A 23446-nucleotide genomic window follows, 5' to 3' on the forward strand; every position below is an offset into this window, starting at 1 on the left:
CCGTGCTATCAGGTGCCAAAAACTGAGGCCTGCACGCTAGGGACACTAACTCGCCGGTGGTGGGAAAGCGCTTTCTTTGCTTCGTTTCTTTGTAGCTTTGGAAAAATGACGTGCCGCCACGCACAGTGGCTAATAGTGATAAAGAAATCAGCTAACTCACGCAGACCACTAACGCCGAAAGCACCACCCCGGCACGTGCAATCCCTCGCTCGCTGCATCCAGCGCCTGCCGCGTAATACCCACAATCTCGTCGATATCCGCGCGCGTGGCGACCAGCGGCGGCGCGAATCCGATGATGTCGTTAATGCCTAGCGGACGCACGATCAGGCCACGTGCAAGCGCCGCCTGCGCGACCCGGTTGCTGACCTTGAGTGCGGGTGCAAACGGCGTGCGTCCGGCTTTATCGGCCATCAGTTCCAGCGCGGCCAGCATCCCTGCGCCTCGCACATTGCCGACCAGCGGGTGATCGTCGAACGCGGCGTGCAGGCTCTCAAGCAGATAGGCGCCGACATCGGCAGCGTTGCGTACCAATTGCTCGCGCTCGAGGATGTCGAGATTCTTCAGCGCGGCAGCCGCGCACACCGGATGGCCCGAGTAAGTCCAGCCGTGGCTCATTGCGCCCTGCTCCCGCGAACCACGCTCGATCACGTCCCATACCCGCTCGCCGACAATCACGCCGGACAGCGGCAGGTACCCGCTCGTGAGTCCCTTCGCGACCGAGATCAAATCCGGTTCGATGCCGTAATGCTCAGATCCGTTGCGCGAACCAAGCCGCCCAAAACCGCAGACGACTTCATCGGCGACAAACAGGATGTCGTGCCGTTTCAGCACCGCCTGGATGGCCGGCCAGTAACCGGCCGGCGGCGGCAAAATACCGCCCGAACCCATGACCGGTTCGCCGAAGAAAGCGGCGATTGTGTCTGCCCCTTCGCTGTCTATCAAACGCTCCAGTTGCTCGACGCAATCCGCTACGAACGCGGCTTCACTGTCACCCGGCCGGGAGTCGCGATAGAAGTCGGGACAGGCCGTGTGAAGCACTTGCGGCATGGGCAGATCAAACGCTGCGTGAAACTTCGCCTGTCCCGTGAGGCTGCCGGTTGCAATACCCGACCCGTGATAACTGCGATGCCTCGCAATGATCTTTTTCTTGGCCGGCCGCCCGAGCACATTGTTGTAGTACCAGACCAGCTTCACCTGTGTCTCGTTGGCGTCCGACCCGGACATGCCATAGAACACTTTCTTCATGCCCGGCCGCGACCAGTCCTCGATCAGCCGTTGCGACAGCTCGACAGCAGGGTCGTTCGAAAAGCCCGCATACGTGTGATAGAACGACAGCTTGCGGGTCTGGGCTGCAATCGCCTCGGCCATCTCCTCGCGTCCATAGCCGATGTTCACGCAGTAGAGCCCGGCGAATCCGTCGATGTAGGAACGTCCCGCGTGATCCTCGATGCGAATACCCGACGCGCGTCTCATCAGGCGCCCTTCCAGCTCGCCGGATGCATGCTCGGACGCGTGCGTTCCCGGGTGCATGAAGTGGCGCCGGTCGATTGCGAGAATTGCTTCGCTTAACGAAGCAGTTGCCGGATTCATGATTGTGTCGATGCGGTTCATGGCTTCGCTGCGTGTAAGGAGGTTTCAGGGACGTCCCATTCCGGATGCCAGGCCGGCTTGCTCACGCGTCCATCGGCGCGAGCGAGTGCACTGATGCGTGCCATCGACGCTGCATCGAGTTCGAAATCGAATATCGCGATGTTTTCGCCGATGCGCACCAGATTCGACGACTTCGGAATCGCCGCGACCCCGGGCTGCTGGATCAGCCAGCGCAGGATGATCTGCGCGGGTTTCTTGTCATGCTGACGAGCAATCTCCGCGATAACCGGGTCGGCCAGCAGCTTGCCGCTGCCAAGCGGCGAGTGCGAGATCAGCGCCATGCCGTGCCGCGAACAGGCAGCGAGCAGCTTGGTCTGGTCGAGATACGGATGGTATTCGCACTGGTTCGCGACCAGCGGCAATGACGACAGCGCCACTGCACGATCAAGCAGCGCCACGGGAAAATTCGATACACCGATAAACCGCGTCAGGCCGCGGCGTTGCGCGTCGCAGAGCGCGCCGATCGTCTCGTCCAGCGGCACGTCGGGATTGGGCCAGTGCACGAGCAGCAGGTCGACGTGATCGAGTCCCAGCCGGGCGACGCTCGCTTCTGCTGCGCGGCGGAAGTCGGGCGCGCGCAGTTCGGTATGCCAGACTTTGGTGGTGACAAATACTTCGTCACGAGGCACGCCGCACGCCGCGAGTGCCTGGCCGACCGCCTGCTCGTTCTCGTAGCGAGCGGCCGTGTCGATATGCCGATACCCGGCATCGAGCGCCGCACGCACGGCGCGGACGCCTTCATCGTGGGTAGATTGCCACGTGCCCAGACCCATCATGGGAATCCGGGCGCCGTTAGCAGCGACTACCTGCGTAGACGCAGGCAGGGGAACAGGAAATGTCATCGCAAAATGGGCTCGGGTGCTTCGAGATTTTTTGACACCGTGCCATAATACGGCACGGCGTTCCATATTTTCTATGCGCAAAGTAACACGCGCTTTTTTGCCATGCAAGCAAACGACAAGCGCGCGCGTCCCCGCAGCCGCAAGTCACAGGAGGAGTGAATGAAGAGTTTGTTGAAGAGCCTGGAGATCCTGGAAGCGGTATCGCAAAACCAGCCGGTCAGTGTCGGTGTGCTGGCGCGTTTGCTGGACATGCCGAAGTCGAGCGTGCAACGCGTGCTGCTGACCTTTCTCGAAGCCGGCTGGTTGCGCCAGACCGGCGGCGATGTGACGCGCTGGGAAGTGGGCGCGCGGATTCTCGGCGTGCGCCCGGCCGCGCTTCGAGGCGGCGCGCTGTATGCTGCTGCACGCGAACCGATGCGTGAACTTCGCGACCTGACTAACGAGACCATTCACCTGTCGATCCCGGACAGCACCAAGTCGATGGTGCTCATCGATCGCGCGGATTGCACGCAGACGGTCAGGACGTTCAGTCCGATCGGCGATCTCAGCCCGTTTCACGCGACGGCAACGGGCCTTGCGGTGCTCGCGTACATGAGCGAGACGCAGGTGGAGGAAATCCTGAGCCGCGACCTGACAAAATTCAGCGACACCACGCCGTGCGACCCCGTCGAGATAAGGCTTGAACTCGAACGCATCCGGCAGCGCGGATATTCAATCAACCTCTCGCAGTATCGACGCGCGGTGTGCGCGATCGGCGCTGCGATCATCGATTCAGACGGCGCTCCAGTCGGTAGCATTTGCATCTCCATGCCCGAGTCGCGCTACGAACCCGAACGTCTCGGTGAATGGGGCAAAGCCGTTGCAAAAGCAGCGGCGGCCATCAGCGTTTAGATCAGGTTGACTCTATGTGTGGATGACGTACGCGACCGGTCACGATATTTGCGCATACCCTGTCGTAAGCTTGTTGCATCGTCCCGACCTGTTGGATCACTGCCAAAGGATCACATCATGCGAATCGAAACGTCATTCCTGTTCGACCTCGACGGAACACTGGTCGACAGCGTGTACCAGCATGTGCTTGCATGGAAAGAAGCGCTCGATTCTGAAGGCATCGAGTTGTCGGTATGGCGCATCCATCGCAAGATCGGCATGAGCGGGGGGCTGTTCACGAACCAGTTGCTGCGCGAAACACACGGGGCGATCAGCGCGGAGCGCGTAGAGCGTTTGCGCCATGCCCATACAGAGGCTTACCAGCGCCTGCGCGCGCAGGTTTGTCCGTTGCCCGGCGCGCGTGAGTTGCTCGCCGCGCTCACTGACGCGGGCACCCGCTGGGCCATCGCGACCAGCGGCAGGATGGAAACGGCAGCAGTGAATCTAGAAGCGCTCGGGGTCGATCCGGCCAAGTCCGTGGTCGTCACTCGCGACGACGTGAAATATGCCAAACCCGATCCCGACCTTTTCATTGCGGCGGCGTCGCGTCTGGGCGTGCCGATAGAACATACCGTCGTGGTCGGCGACAGCATTTGGGACATGCTCGCCGCGCGTCGCTGCCGCTCGCTGGGCGTTGGTTTGCTATCGGGCGGATACGGCATGGATGAACTGGAACGCGCAGGCGCGTTGCGAGTGTATGAAGACCCGGCAGACTTGCTGTTACACCTGGATGAAGTCGCTGCAAGGCCTTGAGGGCGGGTGGGGCATGACGCCCTATTGCCCCTCTGAATCGTCGGTGGGCTTCGTCGCCGTGGCGCGGCATTTTACGCAGTATCCCTGCAGCACTAGCTGACGTCCCACGACTAAAAAGCCCACGCTCTCGCCGACCTCTTTCTGCCACGCGTCGAATGCCGGATCGTAGAATTCCTCGATCTTCCCGCAGCTCATGCAGATGGCGTGGTCATGATCCGGGCCGTTGTTCAACTCGTACACAATCTTGGTCGAGTGCAACGTCCCGCTCCGCAGTATCTTTGCATCAACAAACTGCTGGAGCACGCGATAGATGCTCCCGAAACTGATGTTGAGTTTCTCGTCGGCGACCTGCCGGCAAACATCCTCGGCGGTGAAATGCCTTTGCTGCTCATCGAGGAAAAACGACAGCACTTTCATTCGCGGCTCGGTCGCCCGCAACCCTACCCTGCGCAGTTCATCGGCAACATCGATAGGCATTTTAAATTTCCGTCTCACCGATAGCCGGACAAAAGACCCTATGGATCGATCGGTTTCGCTGATACAAATCGGCGTTTATTTGAATTGGCATTGAGTTGGGCTGTCCAGACCTGTCTAAGTTGAGTCGAACCATTGCGGTCAGTCGCAGCCGATAGAACACCGCATTTTCCGACGCTCGAACTGTAACGATCCGTTGCTTAAGGATTGCTTAAGCAACGGATCGTTGATCGGCAAGCCATGGACTCTCTGCGATAAGAATTTGCTGCGGCAAGCGAAGGAAATAGAATTTTTCCAGCGTCGGTCTTCGTGGAAAACCGTTTGGCCTGATTTGATCGATCTCGGGCGGCTCTTCCCGATCGTCGCGCTACCGTCGCGCAATGAAAATAGGCCCTGTGTCGGACCGCATCCCATCCGTTACTTGAAGACCCACCATTTCGCCGCGGAGAAATTCATGACCTCGTCCGCCGGCTACGGTATTCCGTCATTCTGCTTTCGCCACACGAGGCTCGAACTGATAGGACCACGCAGCATTCGTTGGTCGAGCGAGCACTAATGATCCGCGACGTATGCCGAAGTGTTGACCGCACCTCCGCGCAACTCGACGTGTAAGTGGACCAGCCACGCCCGGGGACAGTCGGGCGAAATCAACGCGCGAAATTCCGTATGCTCGTTCACTTCGACCAGACCGGTGCGATACGCCGCGTCAAACGCGCGCCGGGCGCGCCATCGGAGAAAACTCATCGTGAATAGCGCACCCGCAAAAATGCCGATCTGATAGGGCAACGCAGGTGTGCCGCCGTCGGGGAGGCCAAACAGGATCGCGCTAACAAGGAACGGACCGCTTGCTATACCGGTCGACGTCGAGAAAAGCACCACGTTCGCGCGTAACGCTATCGCTGTACTTGGTTTCATGGCATCCGTTCCCACAATCCGTTGAACACCAGGTCATGTTCAGCGCACTCGGCTTACTCGCTACTTACTCGTTCACCGTTTTTAAAGTCGCTCCTATGGCGCGACATCCGTGTAGACGGGAAGCTTTTCAGCATCGTCCGGCTTCGGGGAGGAAAGCGCCTTGCGTCGACGCAGATAAACGTCACGTGTGAATGAATACTCGTCGAGGGCGGCTTGCGAGAGCAGGTTGGACGCCCCCAGCAAATCGGCGCGCTCACTCACGAAATGCACACCGGTTACGGAAGCTTGTACGGCGAACGGCGCTGCCGAGAACGGGCTGAGCACGCTTGAGACGGCGACATTGCTGACGTCACGCACACTGCTCGGGCCAAACAGCGGCAGCACGAGGTAAGGACCGATCGGCACGCCATAGTGCGCGAGCGTGAGGCCAAAATCCTGGTGATGCTTCGGCAAGCCTGCCGGGGTTGCAAAGTCGATGAAACCGGCAATGCCAAACGTCGAGTTGAACGCGAAGCGCATCAGGTCTTCGGTGGCGTCGGTCGGTTTCAACTGCAGCGTGTCGTTGGCGAAATTGCCGATATCGCCCAGGTTGGAAAAGAAATTGCGAAAAGCAGTTCGGACAGGCGACGGCACGACCTTCTGATAAGCGGTCGCCGTGGGCTTGGCAACGTATTTGTCGAGCTTGCCGTTGAACGAGTAGATCGTACGGTTCATGGGTTCGAGCGGATCGCCGGCCGTACGTTGGGAGCCGGTCGCACATCCACAAAGCAGGATCGACGCAGCGATCGTCGCGAGCGCGCTGCCGCAGCGGTAGTTCATGCGGAACTCCTGGAAGACGGGTTGATGACGACCGGACGCGTTGACTCGGATGAGTGGCACTCGACCGTCGAAGTCATCATCGACCCCGGCGACTTACTGGTTACTTACCCGCGCGTCGAAAGACAGGACCGTCTCGCAGCTCGCGCAGCCGTTGTGAACTGTAAGTACGGGGTAAGTATTACGGCTGCACGCTGGCAAGCGTCAGCGAACGAGCGATGCTGATCGAGACCTTTGTCCGGATGAGTACGCTTGGCCCCTTTTCATCCGCCCGGTCGAATCGCTCTTACACCCATGCACGGTTTTAAATGAGCGACATGCGTAGCCAAAACAAAAACACTTCCCTGTGGGCACGACTCGCAGTTGATCTCCTTGGCAGGCTCAGCAAGCGGGGCGGCAACATTGCTTACTGATTCCCGTCGTGATTGCGCTGTGGCCTCGTTCAAACGACTGGTAAGTGCTCTGCCGTTGATTGCCGTACTAGGTGCGTGCGCACTGCAGGCGCCCTATTCGCCTGCGCCTCTTGACACCCAGGCAGCGTGGGCCAATCAGCCGCCTTACGCGCAGAACCTGTTGCCGGCCTCCGAACATTGGTGGGCCGCTCTAAACGATCCGGTGCTTGACGACATGATCGAAACCGCCTTTACCAGTAGCCCGTCCCTCGCGCTGGCGGCGGCGCATCTGGACGAGGCGCGCGCCACGCTCGGTGTGAAGACATCTCTCGGCCGCCCTCAAGTGACCTTGAACGGAAGTGCAGGCCGGGCGCGCGTCCAGGGCAGCAGCGGCTCTGCAAACAGCATGGCTCAAGTCGGCAGCTCGGTGATCGGCGGCCCCTCTCTAGCCTGGGAAATCGACGTATTCGGCCGTCTTCGCGACACGCGCGCGGCAGCAAGCCGGCGGCTCGATGCCCGTACCGCGGACGCGGCGGCAGCGCGCTTGTTGCTGTCATCGCAAGTGGCGGGCACCCTGATGTCGCTTCGCGCATGCCGGCTCATACTGGATTTAAAGCGCGAGGACATTGCTTCCAGGCAACGAGATCTGGTGCTGACACGCCGGCGAGTGGAACTGGGGTTCGCAGCACCCGTCGATGCAAGCCGTTCACTTAGCGGCGTATCCGACGCACAGGTGGGTCTGGTTAGCCAGGACGAATCGTGCGTCAAAGACCTCGACGCGCTAGTTGGTCTAACGGGCATTTCCGCATCGGAGATCGAGACGCGGTTGCGGTCGGCGGCAAGCCCGCCCAAGCTGACGAGCTATGAGGCCAGTGTGTTTCCCAAGCCGCCGGCCGCTACGCTCACGCTTCCTGCCCTCGTCCTCGCGCGTCATCCGGGCGTGATCGCAGCCGAGCGCGAAGTCGCGGCGACCTATGCGGAGATCGGCGTTGCGCGCGCGAACCGACTGCCCATCTTCAACCTCACCGCGGCGCTCAGCGGTAACTGGATCTCGGCATCCGGAACGACCATTGCGTTCCTCGGCTGGTCGCTGATCCCTACGCTCAGCGCTCCGCTCTTCGATGGCGGCGCAGGTGCAGCCCAGGTCGATTCTGCTACCGCTCGTTATCTCGCCGCGCTCGCGTCGTTAAACACGACCTTGCGCAATACCACGCAGGACATCGAAGACGCACTCACCGAGCAAGCGCATGCATCCGAGCGTCTTGCTGCCGCACAGCGCTCACGCGACGCGTATCAAGCAACGTTCAATGCAACCGAATCGCAATGGCGCGCCGGTGCGATCGATGTTTTCCAGCTTGAAGACACGCGTCGGCAACGAGAAGCCGCAGACGAAACGGCCGTCGATGCCGCGCGAGCGAGTGTCCAGGCCTGGGTGGATATCGTCCGCGCGTCGGGTAATGCCGCCACGTTTTCAACCACGCTTACCGAACCGGATTGACACGACATGTCCCAGCCTTTTACTACACCGGTCACGGTCTCGAAGCGCAGAGTTTCAACGAAGCGCAAGGCCGCCATCGCGGTGCTGGCAGCCGCTTTAATCGCGGCGATGGCGGCCGGGATTGCCATGCGCGGACGCGCTCCGGCTGCGCCGCCCCCGCTTGCCGCCAGCGCGCTCACGGTATCGGTTGTGCAGCCCCGTCAAGCACGCTGGACCGAATCGATCGACGTGTCGGGCGCCATTGCGCCTTGGCAGGAAGCATCGATTCGATCGTTGCTGACGGGCGAGCGTCTCACGCAAGTGGAGGTAGACGTTGGCAGCGTGGTGAAGCGCGGGCAGTTGCTGGCACGCTATGACACGACGATGCTCAAAGCCGTCGCCGCGCAAAGTGCCGCGGCACTCGCACAGGCGCAAGCAAGCGCGCAACAGGCACGGACGAACGAATCGCGTGCGCTGCAGATGAACGATAGCGGCGGCATCAGCAAGCAGGATCTGCTGCAATACCGGACGACCGCGCAAGTGACCAAGGCGCAGGAAGACGCGGCGCGCGCGCAACTGCAGGCCCGCATGATCGACCTGCAAAACGCCAGCATCCTTGCTCCTGATGACGGCACCATCAGCGCGCGCACTGCCACACTGGGCTCCGTTGCGCCTGTCGGACAAGAGTTGTTCCGGCTGATCCGGCAGGACCGGCTGCAGTGGCAAGCAGAAGTCACGGCGGCCGAGGTGGCATCGGTTCGTATTGGACAGCCTATCGTCCTGCTGTTGCCGGATAACACGCTGGCTCGTGGCACAGTCGGGAGGATCGCGCCTTCACTGGATCCACAATCGCGCGTCGCGCTCATCTATGCCGACCTGGAGCCGGGTTCGCATGCGCGAGCCGGCATGTACACGGGCGGGCGCATCGTGCTTGGCGGAAGCAACGCGCTCGTCATTCCCGCATCGGCGCTTGCGATGCATGACGGCCGCAATAACGTCGCCGTTGTCGTCGATCATGACGGCACAGAACGCGTCTCGTTGCGCGAAGTCACCACCGGCCGGCGAGAAGGAAACTCGGTTGAAATCGTGCATGGGCTTGCGGGTACGGAGCGCATTGTCGGGAATGGGGCAGGGCTGCTCAACGAAGGCGATCTGGTAACGCTTGCATCGGCCCCTGCACTGCTGGCGAAGAAAGAAAAAACCGGGACGCGCCAATGAACTTCGCTACCTGGTCAATCCGCCACCGCATCCCGGTTGTCGTTCTATTCATCTTCCTTTCTTTCGCGGGCTTCTGGGGGTTCCATCAGTTGCCCGTGGCGAACATGCCCGATCTCGACCTGCCGACGATCAACGTGACCCTGTCGCTGCCGGGCGCAGCACCCGCCCAGCTCGAAGCCGATGTCGCCCGCAAAGCCGAGGATGCGCTCGCCACGTTGCAAGGCATCAAGCACCAGAGCACGCAGATTGTCGACGGGCAGGTGCATATCCAGGTCAAGCTTTTCATTGGGCGCAACATCTCCGACGCACTGAATGAAGCGAAGGACGCAATCGATCAGATCCGCTCCCAACTGCCCGCCGATCTCGACCCGCCGGTCATCACCGCCGTAAGAAGCGATTCCAACCCGATCATGACCTTCGCCGTTGCTTCAACGCGGCTGAGTGAAGTGCAACTGTCATGGTTTATAGACGATACCGTCAGCAAGGCGGTGCTCGCCGTGCCGGGGGTCGCTCAGTTCGAGCGAGTGGGCGGCGTGACGCGCGAGGTGCGGATCGACGTCGACCCGGTCAAGCTGGCGTCGACCGGAATGACGGCCGTGGATCTCTCGCGGGCGCTGCGTTCCATGCAAGTGGACACATCGGGTGGACGTGGCCGCTGGGGCAACGGGGAACAGTCCATGCGGGTTCTCGGCACCGTCGCGCAGGCGGCGGACCTCGACAGGTTTCCGCTCACGTTGACCGATGGCCGCTCTATCTCGCTTGACCAGGTCGCTCGCGTAAGCGACACCATCGCGGAGCAGACACAGTCCGCCAGATTGGGCGAACACCGGGTAGCAGGTTTCCGGATTTATCGTGCTAAAGGCGCGGACGAAACGCAAATAGCGACCCGTGTTGAAGAAGCCGTGCAAACGCTTCGCACGGCCGACCCGGCGCTTTCGTTAAAACAGGTATCGAGTACCGTCGATTACACCAGGGAGCAATACAAAGGCTCCATGGATATGCTCTACGAGGGCGCGGTGCTAGCGGTGCTCGTGGTCTGGTGGTTCTTGCGCAACAGCCGCGCAACACTGGTGGCGGCAGCCGCCCTGCCCTTATCGATATTGCCGACCTTCGCGGCCATGCAGTGGCTGGGCTACTCGCTGAACACCTTGACGTTGCTGGCGCTCGCGGTCGTGATCGGCGTACTGGTCGATGACGCCATCGTCGAGATTGAAAATATCGAACGGCATGCGCAGATGGGCAAACCCATCTTGCAGGCGGCGACCGATGCCGTGATCGAGATTGCCTTGCCGGTGACCGCGACCACACTTTCGTTAGTCGCGATCTTCCTGCCAACCGCTCAAATGAGCGGTGTTCCAGGGCTGTTCTTCAAGCAGTTCGGCTGGACAGCCGTTGTCGCCGTCCTGATGTCGCTGCTGGTCGCGCGATTGCTCACGCCGATGATGGCGGTCGCGTTGCTCAGTCATTCGCCACCGCATGACCCCAAGCCCTCGCGTTTAATGCGGCGATATCGAACGCTTGTGTACTGGTGTCTTGCCCATAAGAAGACCACGCTAGTTCTTACTGCCGCGTTGCTTGCGGGCTCGATTGCGCTGATCCCGCTGATACCAACAGGCTTCGTGCCAACGTCCGATCGTGGTTTCATCGAGATCAACGTCGAATTGTCGCCGGGCAGCGCGCTCGATACGACGCTCGCCGTCGAACAGGATGCACGTCGCGCGCTGGCCGGGTTACCCGGCATCGAACAAATCTTCAGCGTCGCCGGAGGCAACGCGACCACGAGTTTCGATTCTGTCCAGACCGCCGGCACGCGCTTTGGAACCATGACGCTCATGCTATTACCGCGTGGACAGCGGCCATCTCAGGCAAGTATCGAGCAGTCGGTCAGGTCACGTCTTGCCACCGTAGCGGGCGCCCGCTTCTCGGTGGGCGGCGGCGATCTCGGACAGAAGTTCGAGATGATCCTGACCAGCGATAACACCACCGCGCTGACTGAAAGCGCCAATCTGGTAGCCCGGGAAATGCGCGGCGTTCCGGGACTGTTCAACGTCGCATCATCGGCCAGAATCGAGCAGCCGGAGATCGAGGTCCGCCCCAACATGACGCTTGCGGCTGAACGCGGCATCAGCACCGCGACCATCGGCGAAGCGGTACGCATCACCACGAGCGGCGATTTCGACGCGCAATTACCCCGGCTCAATCTGGATGACCGGCAGATTTTCGTACGCGTACGGCTGGGCGAAAAAGCCCTTGAACACGTTAGCTCGGTATTCGACCTGCGGCTCAAAGGCCGCGATGGCCTCGTACCGCTAGGCTCGATTGCCGATATCGCCATGGGCAGCGGTCCGGCCGAGATCGCCAGGTACGATCGCAAGCGCTATGTCTCCCTGACCGCGGATCTGAGCGGGGCGGCGCTTGGCGCAGCGGTGGACGCGGTCAAGGCGCTGCCCTCGGTGCGCGCGTTGCCGTCCAATGTCCAGCTGCTCGACAGCGGAGACGCGGACACCATGGCCGAACTGTCGTCTGGTTTTGCTATCGCCATGTTCACGGGCATCTTGTGCGTTTATCTGCTGCTCGTGGTGCTGTTCAAAGACTTCTTCCAGCCCATCACGATCCTGTCCGCACTTCCGCTATGTCTGGGCGGATCGTTCGTCATGCTGCTTGTGACGAGCAGCGAGCTCGATGTTCCATCGATGGTCGGCCTGGTGATGCTGATGGGAATCGTGACCAAGAATTCCATTCTGCTGGTCGACTACGCCATCCGCAATCTCGAGCAGGGCCAGATGACGATCGTGGATGCACTTGTCGATGCATGCATGAAACGGGCAAGGGCCATTGTGATGACCACCGTGGCGATGACTGCAGGCATGCTGCCGATTGCCCTCGGCCTGGGTGCCGACGCCAGCTTTCGCCAACCGATGGCGTTTGCGGTGATCGGCGGCCTGCTGACATCGACGGCGTTGAGCTTGTTGGTGGTCCCTGTGGTGTTCACCTACGTGGATGCATTCAGACGAAAAGCCGCGGCGCTGACCCTATGGATAGCGGTGCGCAAGAGTCCGCAATAAGCGCGGTTTCGCGTCATCGGACCCGGTATTTTTGTATGCAGCAATCCGGTTGTCGAGTAAGTGAGCAGTAAGTCGGTGAGCCTTAAAGTCGGGTCCGTCATCTCCCTCTCTTCAAAGGCGCAACTGTGAGAAAACTTCTTCGTCGTAGGAACCAATTGCTGCTAACGGTCGCATCGGTCATGCTGCATTCGGGGGCGGTTTGGGCGGACGGCACGGCAGATCCGGGCGATTCGGACGACGCAGGGTTCACGGTCTTGAGCAATGCGACCAACGTCACGCATTGGGGTCTCGGTGCCGGTGTCGGCCTTGAGGAGTCACCGTATAAGGGCTACGGCTCAAAGGTCTCTCCCATTCCGCTGATCTACTTCGACGACAAGTGGGTACATGTGCTCGGCAACAAGCTCGACCTGAAGATCGGCAAATGGAGCCACGTGCTGTTCGCACTTCGCGGCGAATACGCGCTTGGCGATGGCTACAAGGGCTCGGATGCGCCGATCCTGAATGGCATGCAAAACCGTAACGGCGCGTTCTGGTTCGGCCCGGCGCTTACCTGGCATTCCGATTATGGCACCCTGTCGGGCGACTTCCTGACGGGCGGGAACAAGGGACAGAAAGCAAGTGTCGAATTCGGGAAGGCTCTGGAATACGGCAGCTTTTCAATTGAGCCGCATGTAGGCGCCGAATGGCTCAGCAGCAAATACGTCGACTACTATTATGGCGTGAGGTCGTCGGAAGCGAAGGCGGGACGGCCCGTTTATACGGGAAAAGCGTCCTACAATGTGTCGGTCGGAGCCAAGTTCGACTATCGCTTCACGCCCCATCAGCTCGTGACCTTCGACGTTGGCGTAAAACACCTGAGCAGCGGGATCACCGACAGCCCGCTGGTCGGCAAGCGGTATGTTCCCGAGGTCCGGCTCGGCTACCTCTATCAATTCAAGTGAGCACCGCTCCATGTCGCGAGTCGCACTGGTCGAAGACCATGCACGTTTGGCGGGGATGATCCGGCAAGCGTTGTCAGGAGCAGGAATCGAGACCGATATCTTCAGCAATCTATCGGAGGCCCACTACGGCATCGGCCAGGCGGACTACGCGGTCCTGATCCTCGACCGTGGATTGCCCGACGGCGACGGGCTCGCGTTTCTGCGCAAGTTGCGTGAAGCCGGGCGGATGATGCCGTGCCTCATGCTGACCGCGCGGGACGCGTTGCATGACCGTATCGACGGCCTGGAAACCGGTGCGGACGACTACGTCACCAAACCGTTCGCCATGAGTGAACTGGTCGCGCGCGTGCGCACGCTGATGCGGCGGCCGGTCGAACTCACGACGCTGGTTCAGAGTTTTGCGGACATCGCCGTCGACCCGCAGCAACGCGCCATGCGCTGCGGCGATCAGGCGGTCATGCTTGCGCCAACCGAACTGCAGATCATGTTGACCCTGCTCAAGGCGGCTGGCCAGACCGTCCGGCATTCGACACTGGAACACGCCGCCTGGGGATTAGGGGAAGCGGTCACGCCGAACGCGCTTGAGGTGACCATCCACCGTTTGCGCAAGAAGCTGCTGGCGATCAATGCCACCACGCGTCTTGCTAACGTCCGGGGGGCGGGCTTTGCGCTGCAAAAGCTGGACTGACTGATTTGCACACGTGAGTTCCCCGAGCCACGATGTGAGGACTCCATGAAGCAACTTATCCTTGTGGTCGACGGCGACGCAAGCTGCCGCGATGCACTGCGCACCACCTTGCAGGCAAGCGGCTACGACGTCGCTGTTTTATACGACGCCAGCAAGGTTGTCCGGCGCATAGAAGCAGAGCGGCCTGCGCTGATGGTCATGGCCGGCGGTGCATCCAGCGGAGAGGGTCTCCCGGCACTGCAAGCACTACTGGCTCTTCGTACGACTCAGGACGACCTGCCGATCATCATGCTTGGCGAGCAGGGCGACGAGACAGAACGCATCATTGCTCTTGAACGCGGTGCTGACGATTTCATCTCGAAGCCCTTCAACGTACAGGAAGTACTGGTCAGGATTCGCAATGTACTCAGGCGGGTTCAACGGTACCGTCTTCAGGATCCGGTCTGGAGGGCGCCCTATGAATTCAACGGATTCAGACTGGATTTTGCGTGGCGCAGTCTCACTTATCATGGAGAACCGGTCCCGCTTACGCAGAACGAATACGCAATCCTCGCTCTGCTCGTCACGGCGCCAGGGAGAGTTTTTACCAAGGCTGCCATTGTCCAGCGCATTTCGGCTGACACGCCTGACGCGCAAGGGAATGTGGGTGTCTGGGTGCATCGCCTGCGCATGCGGATCAAACGGGTGGCCGGCGCCTGCGAGATCATAGAAACCGTGCGCGGGAAAGGCTACGCGTTTAATCTCGACCCGACGCAATCGCATCGCAGCGCATTCGAAAACGGCCGGGCGAATTCACTGCCTCCGCGAACGTCGATGCAAGGCAGCATCAGGTGATGCGTGGCCGCGGTCATTCGTCTGACGCGACCTGCAAAACCCGCCGCAAGGGTAATCGGCAAAATGTAACCGGCTTTCCCGTGTGGATGAACAGCGCGTGCAGGCTACAAACGCATGGCTTTCCCTTCGCGGCAGCCGTTGACAGATACGGATAGCAATCATGTTCCACTACTGGATTAGAAGCCTGTCCGCGCGCTTGTGGATCACCAGCGTTGCCGCCCTGGCGGCAAGTCTTACCGTCATTGCCTCGATCGTGCTTTATGGATTCAATCACTTGCCGCCCGAGCGATTCCGGAGCGACGAAAGCATGAGAATAGCCCAACGAGTTGCTGCAGGCCTGAACTTCGACGAATCCGGCCGCCCTGTGTCAATCAAGGTCAACGAGCAGACCACCTGGCTTTTCGATGCAGCGCCGACCGAGCTTTTATATCGGGTGCTGGATGAGTCGGGGCAAGTCGTGCTTGCGTCGCGAGGCGCACGTAACGGCGGTCCGTGGGACGTCGGGGACCTCGCCTCCGCTGTCGGCACAATGAGGCACGCAACAATAGCGGGCAGAAAGTTCGACGTAGTAACACTGGAGATCCGCCATGGGCAGGCGTGGTTCTTCGTACAAAGCGCGGCGAGCGAAGCCTTTAACCGGGCAGCTCTTGGCGAAAAGATCGAGCCGATTCCGGAGATTGTCGCGTATACGCTTTTGATCGCGACCATCATCTTTGGTCTGACGCTGACCTTTACCGTACGCCGGGTGCTACGGCCTCTCAGGGAAGCATCGAGTGCTGCCGCATCGATCACGCCTCAGAACCTCCAGACCCGCTTGTCGGTCGCGGGCCTGCCAAGCGAGATCAAACCTCTTCTCACCGCATTTAACGAAGCGCTGGCGCGACTGGAGAACGGCTTTGCCGTGCAACAGCAATTTCTCGCTTCTGCCGCACACGAGCTCCAGACACCGCTGACTTTGATCAGAGGCCAGATCGAGCTGCAGCCGGAGATCGAGAACAAGGATCTGCTGTTCCGCGAAATCGATTTGATGGCCCGGCAGGTTCGGCAATTGCTGCATCTCGCCGAGGTCAGCGAATCGCAAAACTTCAATTTTTCCGACGTGGACAGGGTCGCTGTCGTGGAAGACGTAGTGGGCTACCTTGCCCGCAAGGCGGACAAAAAGCAGGTGAAACTGCATGTCGACGCGCCCATCGTTCCAGAAGCAATGCGCGCTGACAGAAGCGCCCTCTTTATCCTGTTAAAAAATATTGTTGAGAACGCGATCAACGCCACACCGCCCTTCGGATCTGTCATGGTCCTGGTCGATGACAGAACCATTCGGATCCAGGACGAAGGCTCAGGCGTCAATCCCGAGTATCTGCCGTTTTTGTTCGAGCGATTCTGGCGTGCTCCCGACGCCCGCCACGACGGCGCCGGATTGGGACTGGCCATCTGCCGCGAGATAGCACTCGCTCACGAGTGGCGGCTTACCGTTAGAAGGTTGAGCTCGGGAACTCAATTTATCGTGTGGTTTTAGCCGGCCTCACATGACAATCGATCCTCAAGCCACGCTATCGATCAGACGCTATAAGCGAGGCGCAATCCGCCCCAATGACGGCCGGCAACCATGATTGGCGCGGACACGTCTTTCATCAGCGCGTATTTCCCGGCGCCCATGTCACGTCGATACGTTTGCAGCAAGAACGGCTTGGTGTGGGACGCCGAAGCCAAACCGGTCCGGTCGTTGAAGATGCGCCGGTTACGTGCGTTGGCGGCATTCCAGACAGGATCGGTGCCTTGAGAGTGGGAGAACTTCTTGTTGTGCGTGGGCAAGTAACCCTTGGTATCCACCGCGGCGCAGAACACCACGCGTTTATCCAGCGCCAGCAAAGGCTCCTGGATCTCGGGCAATACGCGGTCGGCAAACTGAATATAACGGGTAGTGAATTGCTCGGGATTAGTCCCGGCAATCGGGTTATAAGCATGATCGAAAAGATCCGCCGCCGAGATCTCGCCGCGCGAGATAGCGTGCTCGAACGCGCGGCCGATCTTTTGCGAAGCGACCATGACCGCCTCGATAAACGGCGTATCGGGCGTTTCTATCCCGGCCTCGGCCGTCAGTTCGATCAAGGTTTCAGACACGCCCAGTAGCTTGCTCAACTGATCGCGCGCCTTCGTGAAGCTGGCGCTTGACTGCTCGACGCCAGCGACCATTTCGGACACCTGCGACTCCAGCCCGCTGCATTGCCGGTCGATAGCTTCGGTCTGCAGCGCGATTTGCTCGGCTTCGACGCTCAGTTCCGTAATCGCTTTCCCCGTATTCAACACGACTTCGCCGATCGCGTGCGTGCCCTCTTTGACGCGTTGCGCGCGCATGGCGCTGGCGGAGCCTTCGGCCATCAGCAAGTCGGCCTGGCCCGATAACCGGGTGAGCGTCGCCCCGATTTCCGAGGTCGCCTGGGCAGTCTTGGCGGACAGCGCCTTGACCTCGGCTGCGACCACGGCGAAGCTCTTGCCGGATTCGCCTGCACGGGCCGCTTCTATCGCGGCATTCAAGGCCAGCAAGTTGGTCTGGCGCGCGATGACCGAGATTTCTTCGGAAATCTTGCTGACGCCGTTTAATGACTCTCGCAAGGTTTCAATCTCAGCGGCCATCACCGAGACGCTGTCGACCAGGCTATGGATGTCCGCCAGCGAAACCCTGACGGATTCCTGGGACTGGCTGACATCGGACGCGGCCTGGTCCGCCACAATACGCATCTGACGCGCCGCAGCAGCGATCCGCTGGTTGCCTTCCATGGTCGATGTCGCGGAACGCTGCAAACCGTGGCATAAATCGGTCTGACGCGTGGCGCGGGTAGCGACTTCCTCGACGTGTCCCGACACATCGCAGATCTCAATTCCCAACTTGCCCGCGTGCTCGGCAATCTTGGCGACCGCCAACAGCGTGCGCCCGCGTTGCCCGAATCCAAAACCCGTCATCCCTCGCCTCCGGTATTTTAATTTGCATGGAATTCCCCGATTCTGTCTCGACATGCCGGGCTCGCGAATTCCGCGTGACGTCCTCCGGTATAACGTCCGATTGCAGGAAAAACTAAAGGGTGGCGACGGAACCATTGCGAGATATCGCGTTTGACCGGCGTGCGGGCCGGCAAATCAATCGCGATCGGGCGCGCCTAGCGGAAACAGCGGCCGATAAGGACGCGCTTCGTCAACGGCGCGTGCAAACGAAGGACGGGCCAGCAGCCGTTGCCGGTACGCGATCACGTGCGGATACGCGGAACCAATGCGATGCGTCCAGTCCGCATAAAACAGGAACGGCGCCGCCCCGCAATCGGCCAGGCTGAAGTCATCGCCCGCTGCCCATTCGCGGTCCGCCATGATCCCGTTGAGCCAGCCGTAAGCCGTGTCGAGCATCGCGCGGGCATCGGCGACACCTTGTGGGTCCCGCTCCGTTTCCTGCCGCAAACTGTCGCCCACGATCTTCTGCTGCGGCGTCGAGATGTAGTTGTCGAAGAAGCGGTCCATGCTGCGAACTTCCAACGCGGTACGGGCGTCCTCAGGCAGCAGTTGCACGGGTCCCGGATGATACAAGCCAAGGTGCTCGATGATGATGCTCGCCTCGACCACAGTGCGCCCCGCGTCAACCAGCACGGGAAAACGCTTCATCGGCCAGAGCGCTGTGAGCTCCTCCATGACCTGCGGGTTCTCATGCGACAACGCGCGAAATTCGAACGGCGTGCGGTTTTCGTACAGCGCGACCAGAACCTTCTGGCAGTACGAAGAAAAAGGATGGGCGTAGAGTTTTAATGTCATCGGATCACCTCGGGTGGAAAGGCTGCTTTACCTGACGACGAACGAAGCCGGCGGAAATCGACACCCATCCGGAAACATTTATTCAAGGGCCTCAAAAAAGTGGCCTTCTTTACAAAACCATTTCGGACAGCAGATGCAGATGGGGAGGCAAAACGAATGCCCTAAGCGGCGCGCGTCTTCACGCGCGCGAGGGGCTTGAGAATTCCTCGATACACGCTTGCCGTACCCGCTCGACGGCCGTAGACCAGCTCTCGTCCGCGGATTGCCGGAACAGCCGCAGCGTTTGCGGATACCAGGGCGAATCTTCCCGCTCACGCATCCAGCGCCAGTCGATGTCATCTCGCGGCAACAGCACCCACGTCGGCTTGCCCAGCGACGCGGCCACATGCGCCGCGGACGTGTCGACGCAGATCATCAGATCGAGCTCGCCGACGATAGCGGCGGTATCGGCGAAATCGGTCATTTCCGTCCCGAGATGCAGCAGCGGCTGCCCGGCTGGCGGCGACTGCCCCTCGTCTTCGCCCTGTCCTTTTTGAAGGCTCACGAAGCTCACACCCGGCACATTCCAGAGCGGCGCGAGCGTAGCCAGCGACGGCATCGACCGGTTGGCATCGTTGTGATGTTTAGGATTTCCTTTCCAGACCAGCCCGATTTTTCGCCCGGGTGGAAGCGTTGCAAGTCGTGTGCGCCAATGATCGACGAGCGACGGGTCGGGCCTTAACTGGACGGCATCGGGAATCGTGTTCGCGATCGTGCGCAGATGCAACGGCACGCTCATCGGACTTGTCCAGCAGTCGTATTCGCGTGCCCGGGCCAGCGCTGTCTCGTGGTCGAGTACCTCGTCGACACCATCGACAGCGGCGAACAGCCTGTGCAGCGCAGGCGCGCAAGCAAACGCGATACGCACGGCTCCTTGTGCCTTGAGCAACGGAAAATAGCGGCCGAAGTGGACCATATCGCCGAGGCCGTCTTCTTGCCAGACCAGCAGCGACTTGCCCGCAAGCGCTTCACCTCGCCACCGCGGACAAGGCAGCATGGACTGCGTCTGATGATGAATAAATCCTGGCTGGTCATAACGCGAGTCGTAAAGCTGCCATCCCTCTTCGAACTCGCCGGTGCTGAGCAGCAACGTTGCAAGGCTGACTTTCGCGTCGTGATAATCAGCGCGGACAGCGAGTGCTCGCCGGTAAGCCGCCTCGGACTCGGATAGGTGGTTGAGTTCCTTCAGCACGTTGCCAAGGTTGTGATGGCTTTCGGCGAGATCGGGACGGATAGCGAGCGCTTGCCGGTAGGCCGCCACGGCTTCAGGCAAGCGGCGCAGCGCCCAGAGCACATTGCCAAGGTTATTGTGGGCTTCGACGATGTCGGGGCGTATCAGCAGTGCTTGCCGGTAGGCCGCCTCGGCTTCAGGCAGCCGCTCGAGCGTCTGCAGCACAATACCCAGGTTGTAGTGCGCCTCCACGTAGTCAGGACGGATCGCAAGCGCCTGCCGATAAGACATCTCAGCTTCGGGAAGCCGTTGCAAAGCGCACATCAACGCACCCAGATTGAGGTGAGCTTCCGCGTAATCAGGGCGAATGGTCAGCGCCATCCGGCAGGCCAGTTCGGCCTCAGACAGCCGGCTCAGTTCCTTGAGCACGGCTCCCAGGTTGTTAAGCCCTTCAGCGTGCTGAGGGCGGATGAGCAGCGCCTGGCGGTACGCGGCCTCGGCATCGGTCAAGCGGCCGAGCGCCATGAGCACGTTGCCGAGATTGTTGTAGGTCCCTGCATCGGGAGACGTTGCCAGCGCTTGCCGGTACGCGGCCTCCGCGTCGGGCAAACGGCCGAGGTCATGAAGCACGATGCCCAGGTTGTAGCGGGCCTGGGAGTAATCCGCGCGGATCTCAAGCGCTTGCCGGTACGCGGCCTCCGCGTCGGGCAAACGGCCGAGGTCGTAGAGCACCGCACCAAGATTGTTATTGGCCTCGGCAAGATCGGGGCGGATGGCAAGCAGTTGCCGATAGGTCGCCTCTGCTTCCGGAAGACGGGAGAGTCCCTTGAGCAGCATGCCGAGATTATTGTAGGCATCGACGTAATCGGGCTTGGCCTCGATGGCCTGCCGCCAATACGCTTCTGCGTCTGCCAGTTGGTTCAAGCCGAGCGAACAGACCGCCGCGATATTCAAGGCCTCCGCCAGCACGCCGCCGCTTAAGGCCCAATGCGCTTTAAGCGTCGGCTGCACCATCGACAACGCTTGCGCATACTGCCCGGCGAGGCATAGCGAAGCCGCCGACTGGTAGCAGTCCATGCTGGAAGGCGCGGGCGTCGGTACAGAGGTCATGGGTCGATTGTCGAAGCTAAGGACTGCGGTTTCGGGTCGGGTGCTAACGAGAAGAGGGAAACGCCCGTCACGAAGGTTACGATAATTGCTATCGGTGTGACGGCGAGAAATGAGCGAATAGCACCGCGCTATTCGAAGGATGGGGACGCTAAAGAGCGTTTGGGCGGACGAACAAAATCGCCGCGTCCTAGCGCAAAGACGCGCTAGCCGCGGCGAACAGGTTAAACCTTACAAACGCGCTTAAGACTTGGCGTGATTCGTTACGCCATAACGCGCCGCCGGTAACCGATGCGACAAGTTGGGCACCAATGCCTGCCGCGCCGCTTCAAAAGCATTCCAGTCGGCAGCTTCCGGCAGCGACGGAATCGTCACCAGTTCACCCTGGTCGAGGCCGGCAAGGGCAGCGTCCACCATGTCTTGCGATGTCATGACAATACTTTCCGGCAGATAGCTCACCGGCGTGCCCGCAACGTCCCAGAACTCCGTGCTGGTCGCACCCGGCAACACTGCCTGAACCCGCACACCCTTGGCGCCAAGCTCATGGTGCAGGGACAGGGTCAACGCGAGCACGAACGCCTTGCTGCCGCCGTACACGCCGTTCAGCGTCTCCGGCGACACCGCGACGATCGACGAAATGTTCACGATCGTGCCGCCGCCACGTGCGACGAAACCCGGCACAACGGCCTTCGTCAAATGCGTCAGCGCAACCACGTTGAGCATGATCATCGCGTCCATTTTTCCGATGTCCGAATCCACCAGCGGCGCCGTCGCACCCACGCCGGCGTTGTTCACAAGCATCGTGATGCTGGAATCGTTGCGCAGGACGTCTTCCACCTGACGCGCGCCTTCGGGTGTCCCCAAGTCCGCAACAACGACCTCGAAATTCCGGCCGGTAGCGGTCGTCAGCTTCGTTGCGAGGGCGTTGAGCCGGTCGCGATTGCGCGCCACCAGGATGACGTCATAACCGCGCTCGGCAAGCCGCCTGGCGTAATCCGCGCCGATGCCCGTCGAAGCGCCCGTCACCAAGGCCGTACCTTTGTTCGTTACATTGCTCATTTCCGTTCTCCAGTTTTTCAGGTGGTCCGGCAGAAGCGCCGGTGTGTGAACGGAATAGTAGAAGTGTGCGATCATGTCCTCAATGACGTAGATACCACTTTTTAGGACATGCGCCGAATTGACGTTTCCGGCGCTGCGGGAGGCGAGATGAAAACGGTCGGAATCATTGTTTATCCGGACTTTCAGGTGCTGGGGCTGGCGGTCTCGACGGTGTTCGAGTTCGCCAACGCAACGGTTGGGGAAACGGCGTACGAGGTGCGGTTGGTGTCGGAGCACGGCGGTTCCGTGCGCTCGTCGCTGGGTTTTGGCATCGAGACCGTCAGCTTCAAGGACAGTCAATTCCACACCCTGATTGTTGCCGGCGACAACACGGGCACGCCGCATTCGGCCGGCGTGGCGGCGTTTCTTCGCGATGCGCTGAAGACCTCTCAGCGCATCGCCGCGACCTGCACGGGTGCGTTTGTCCTGGCCGAGGCGGGTTTGCTCGACGGCCGCCGCGCCACCACGCACTGGTACTACGCGCGCACGCTTCAACGCGCGTATCCGCTGGTGAAGATGGAAGAGGACCGGATTTTTATTGTCGATGGACCGATCTGGACGTCCGCCGGTGCGAGCGCCAGCATCGACCTTGCGCTGGCGCTTGTGGAGAAAGACCTGGGCACGGACACGGCGCGGCTCGTGGCGAAAAAACTCGTGGTCTATCATCGTCGCGCCGGGGGCCAGTCGCAGTACTCCGCGCTGCTCGAACTCGATGCGAAGTCGGATCGGGTGCAGAGCGCGCTTGCTTATGCGAAGTCCAACCTGACGGCGAAGCTGTCGGTTGAAGAGCTGGCGGAAGTTGCCCATCTCAGTCCGCGCCAGTTCAGCCGGATTTTCAGCGACGAAACCGGGCAGTCGCCCGCCCGAGCCATTGAAAATCTGCGTGTGGAGGCTGCTCGCCTGATGATGGAAGCGGGGCGGCATTCAGTCGATGTAGTCGCGAAAGAGAGCGGTTTCGGCGATCGTGAACGGATGCGGCGAGCCTTCCTGCGTGCGTTCGGACAATCGCCGCAAGCAATGATGCGTATGACGGAATCGCAGTTGGTCTAGGAAGCCACTGGGGGGGTTGCTCGCGCCGGTGGACGGGTTTTGGTCTGCTCGCGATGGTGGTCGGGGGGGGGGATGCTGGGGTGGTGCTTTCGGCGTTAGTGGTCTGGGTGAGTTAGCTGATTTTTTTTTATCACTATTAGCCACTGTGCGTGGCGGCACGTCATTTCTGATATGACTTTCCGTGTCAAGCG

19 protein-coding genes are annotated in these 23446 nt (G+C 60.6%); 10 read left to right on the forward strand and 9 right to left on the reverse strand.

The window, feature by feature from the left end; translation table 11 throughout:
- Positions 1–168: 168 nt before the first annotated feature.
- Positions 169–1611, reverse strand: a complete 1443-nt coding sequence (locus tag M0D69_RS38680) for an aminotransferase (RefSeq protein ID WP_301787082.1) — start codon at positions 1609–1611, stop codon at positions 169–171.
- A complete protein-coding gene (locus M0D69_RS38685; RefSeq protein ID WP_301787083.1) occupies positions 1608–2492 on the reverse strand; it encodes an aldo/keto reductase in 885 nt (294 codons plus the stop codon). Before M0D69_RS38685 ends, M0D69_RS38680 begins: the two co-directional genes overlap by 4 nt.
- Positions 2493–2651: 159 nt before the next feature.
- Between M0D69_RS38685 and M0D69_RS38690 the strand changes: the two genes are divergently transcribed.
- Both M0D69_RS38690 and M0D69_RS38695 read left to right on the forward strand, forming a co-directional pair.
- Positions 2652–3383, forward strand: a complete 732-nt coding sequence (locus M0D69_RS38690; protein WP_301787084.1) for an IclR family transcriptional regulator — start codon at positions 2652–2654, stop codon at positions 3381–3383.
- A 117-nt stretch (positions 3384–3500) separates the two neighbouring features.
- Positions 3501–4175 (forward strand): HAD family hydrolase, encoded by a 675-nt coding sequence (locus tag M0D69_RS38695; RefSeq protein WP_301787085.1) that lies wholly within the window; start codon positions 3501–3503, stop codon positions 4173–4175.
- Positions 4176–4196: 21 nt separating this feature from the next.
- On the opposite strand, the gene M0D69_RS38700 is transcribed toward M0D69_RS38695, so the two are convergent.
- The 3 genes from M0D69_RS38700 to M0D69_RS38710 form a co-directional block, all read right to left on the reverse strand.
- Positions 4197–4652: a Fur family transcriptional regulator gene (locus tag M0D69_RS38700; RefSeq protein ID WP_301787086.1), complete on the reverse strand. Its 456-nt coding sequence runs from the start codon at positions 4650–4652 to the stop codon at positions 4197–4199.
- 549 nt (positions 4653–5201) lie between these two features.
- The gene (locus M0D69_RS38705) at positions 5202–5564 is read right to left on the reverse strand and encodes a hypothetical protein (protein ID WP_301787087.1); all 363 of its coding nucleotides are present in this window, start codon (positions 5562–5564) and stop codon (positions 5202–5204) included.
- Between the two features lie 93 nt (positions 5565–5657).
- The gene (locus M0D69_RS38710; protein WP_367619821.1) at positions 5658–6383 is read right to left on the reverse strand and encodes a VacJ family lipoprotein; all 726 of its coding nucleotides are present in this window, start codon (positions 6381–6383) and stop codon (positions 5658–5660) included.
- Between the two features lie 429 nt (positions 6384–6812).
- Between M0D69_RS38710 and M0D69_RS38715 the strand changes: the two genes are divergently transcribed.
- From M0D69_RS38715 to M0D69_RS38745, 7 genes are all read left to right on the forward strand, one after another.
- The gene (locus M0D69_RS38715; protein ID WP_301787088.1) at positions 6813–8270 is read left to right on the forward strand and encodes an efflux transporter outer membrane subunit; all 1458 of its coding nucleotides are present in this window, start codon (positions 6813–6815) and stop codon (positions 8268–8270) included.
- 6 nt (positions 8271–8276) lie between these two features.
- Positions 8277–9467 (forward strand): efflux RND transporter periplasmic adaptor subunit, encoded by a 1191-nt coding sequence (locus M0D69_RS38720; protein WP_301787089.1) that lies wholly within the window; start codon positions 8277–8279, stop codon positions 9465–9467.
- Positions 9464–12532 carry an efflux RND transporter permease subunit gene (locus tag M0D69_RS38725; protein WP_301787090.1) on the forward strand — a complete coding sequence of 1023 codons (3069 nt, stop codon included), beginning with the start codon at positions 9464–9466 and terminating at the stop codon, positions 12530–12532. Before M0D69_RS38720 ends, M0D69_RS38725 begins: the two co-directional genes overlap by 4 nt.
- A 155-nt stretch (positions 12533–12687) precedes the next feature.
- The gene (locus tag M0D69_RS38730) at positions 12688–13473 is read left to right on the forward strand and encodes a MipA/OmpV family protein (protein ID WP_301787091.1); all 786 of its coding nucleotides are present in this window, start codon (positions 12688–12690) and stop codon (positions 13471–13473) included.
- A 10-nt stretch (positions 13474–13483) separates the two neighbouring features.
- On the forward strand, positions 13484–14161 hold the full coding sequence (locus M0D69_RS38735) for a response regulator transcription factor (RefSeq protein WP_301787092.1): 678 nt from the start codon (positions 13484–13486) through the stop codon (positions 14159–14161).
- Between the two features lie 45 nt (positions 14162–14206).
- Complete coding sequence (locus tag M0D69_RS38740; protein WP_301787093.1) at positions 14207–14995, forward strand: response regulator transcription factor; 789 nt, start codon at positions 14207–14209, stop codon at positions 14993–14995.
- A 160-nt stretch (positions 14996–15155) separates the two neighbouring features.
- The gene (locus M0D69_RS38745) at positions 15156–16511 is read left to right on the forward strand and encodes a cell wall metabolism sensor histidine kinase WalK (RefSeq protein ID WP_301787094.1); all 1356 of its coding nucleotides are present in this window, start codon (positions 15156–15158) and stop codon (positions 16509–16511) included.
- 41 nt (positions 16512–16552) lie between these two features.
- Here the strand turns inward: M0D69_RS38745 and M0D69_RS38750 are convergent, their stop codons facing one another.
- From M0D69_RS38750 to M0D69_RS38765, 4 genes are all read right to left on the reverse strand, one after another.
- Entirely contained in the window at positions 16553–17956 is a 1404-nt protein-coding gene (locus M0D69_RS38750) for a methyl-accepting chemotaxis protein (protein WP_301787095.1), read from the reverse strand.
- A gap of 174 nt (positions 17957–18130) precedes the next feature.
- On the reverse strand, positions 18131–18790 hold the full coding sequence (locus M0D69_RS38755; RefSeq protein WP_301787096.1) for a glutathione S-transferase family protein: 660 nt from the start codon (positions 18788–18790) through the stop codon (positions 18131–18133).
- A gap of 178 nt (positions 18791–18968) precedes the next feature.
- On the reverse strand, positions 18969–21110 hold the full coding sequence (locus M0D69_RS38760) for a tetratricopeptide repeat protein (protein WP_301787097.1): 2142 nt from the start codon (positions 21108–21110) through the stop codon (positions 18969–18971).
- 240 nt (positions 21111–21350) lie between these two features.
- On the reverse strand, positions 21351–22166 hold the full coding sequence (locus tag M0D69_RS38765) for an SDR family oxidoreductase (protein WP_301787098.1): 816 nt from the start codon (positions 22164–22166) through the stop codon (positions 21351–21353).
- A 147-nt stretch (positions 22167–22313) separates the two neighbouring features.
- Here M0D69_RS38765 and M0D69_RS38770 point away from each other — a divergent pair, with 147 nt between their 5' ends.
- The gene (locus M0D69_RS38770) at positions 22314–23255 is read left to right on the forward strand and encodes a GlxA family transcriptional regulator (RefSeq protein ID WP_301787099.1); all 942 of its coding nucleotides are present in this window, start codon (positions 22314–22316) and stop codon (positions 23253–23255) included.
- The last annotated feature ends 191 nt before the right edge of the window (positions 23256–23446 follow it).

Origin of the sequence: Caballeronia sp. SEWSISQ10-4 2 (assembly GCF_030464885.1) — a bacterium.
GTDB lineage: Bacteria > Pseudomonadota > Gammaproteobacteria > Burkholderiales > Burkholderiaceae > Caballeronia.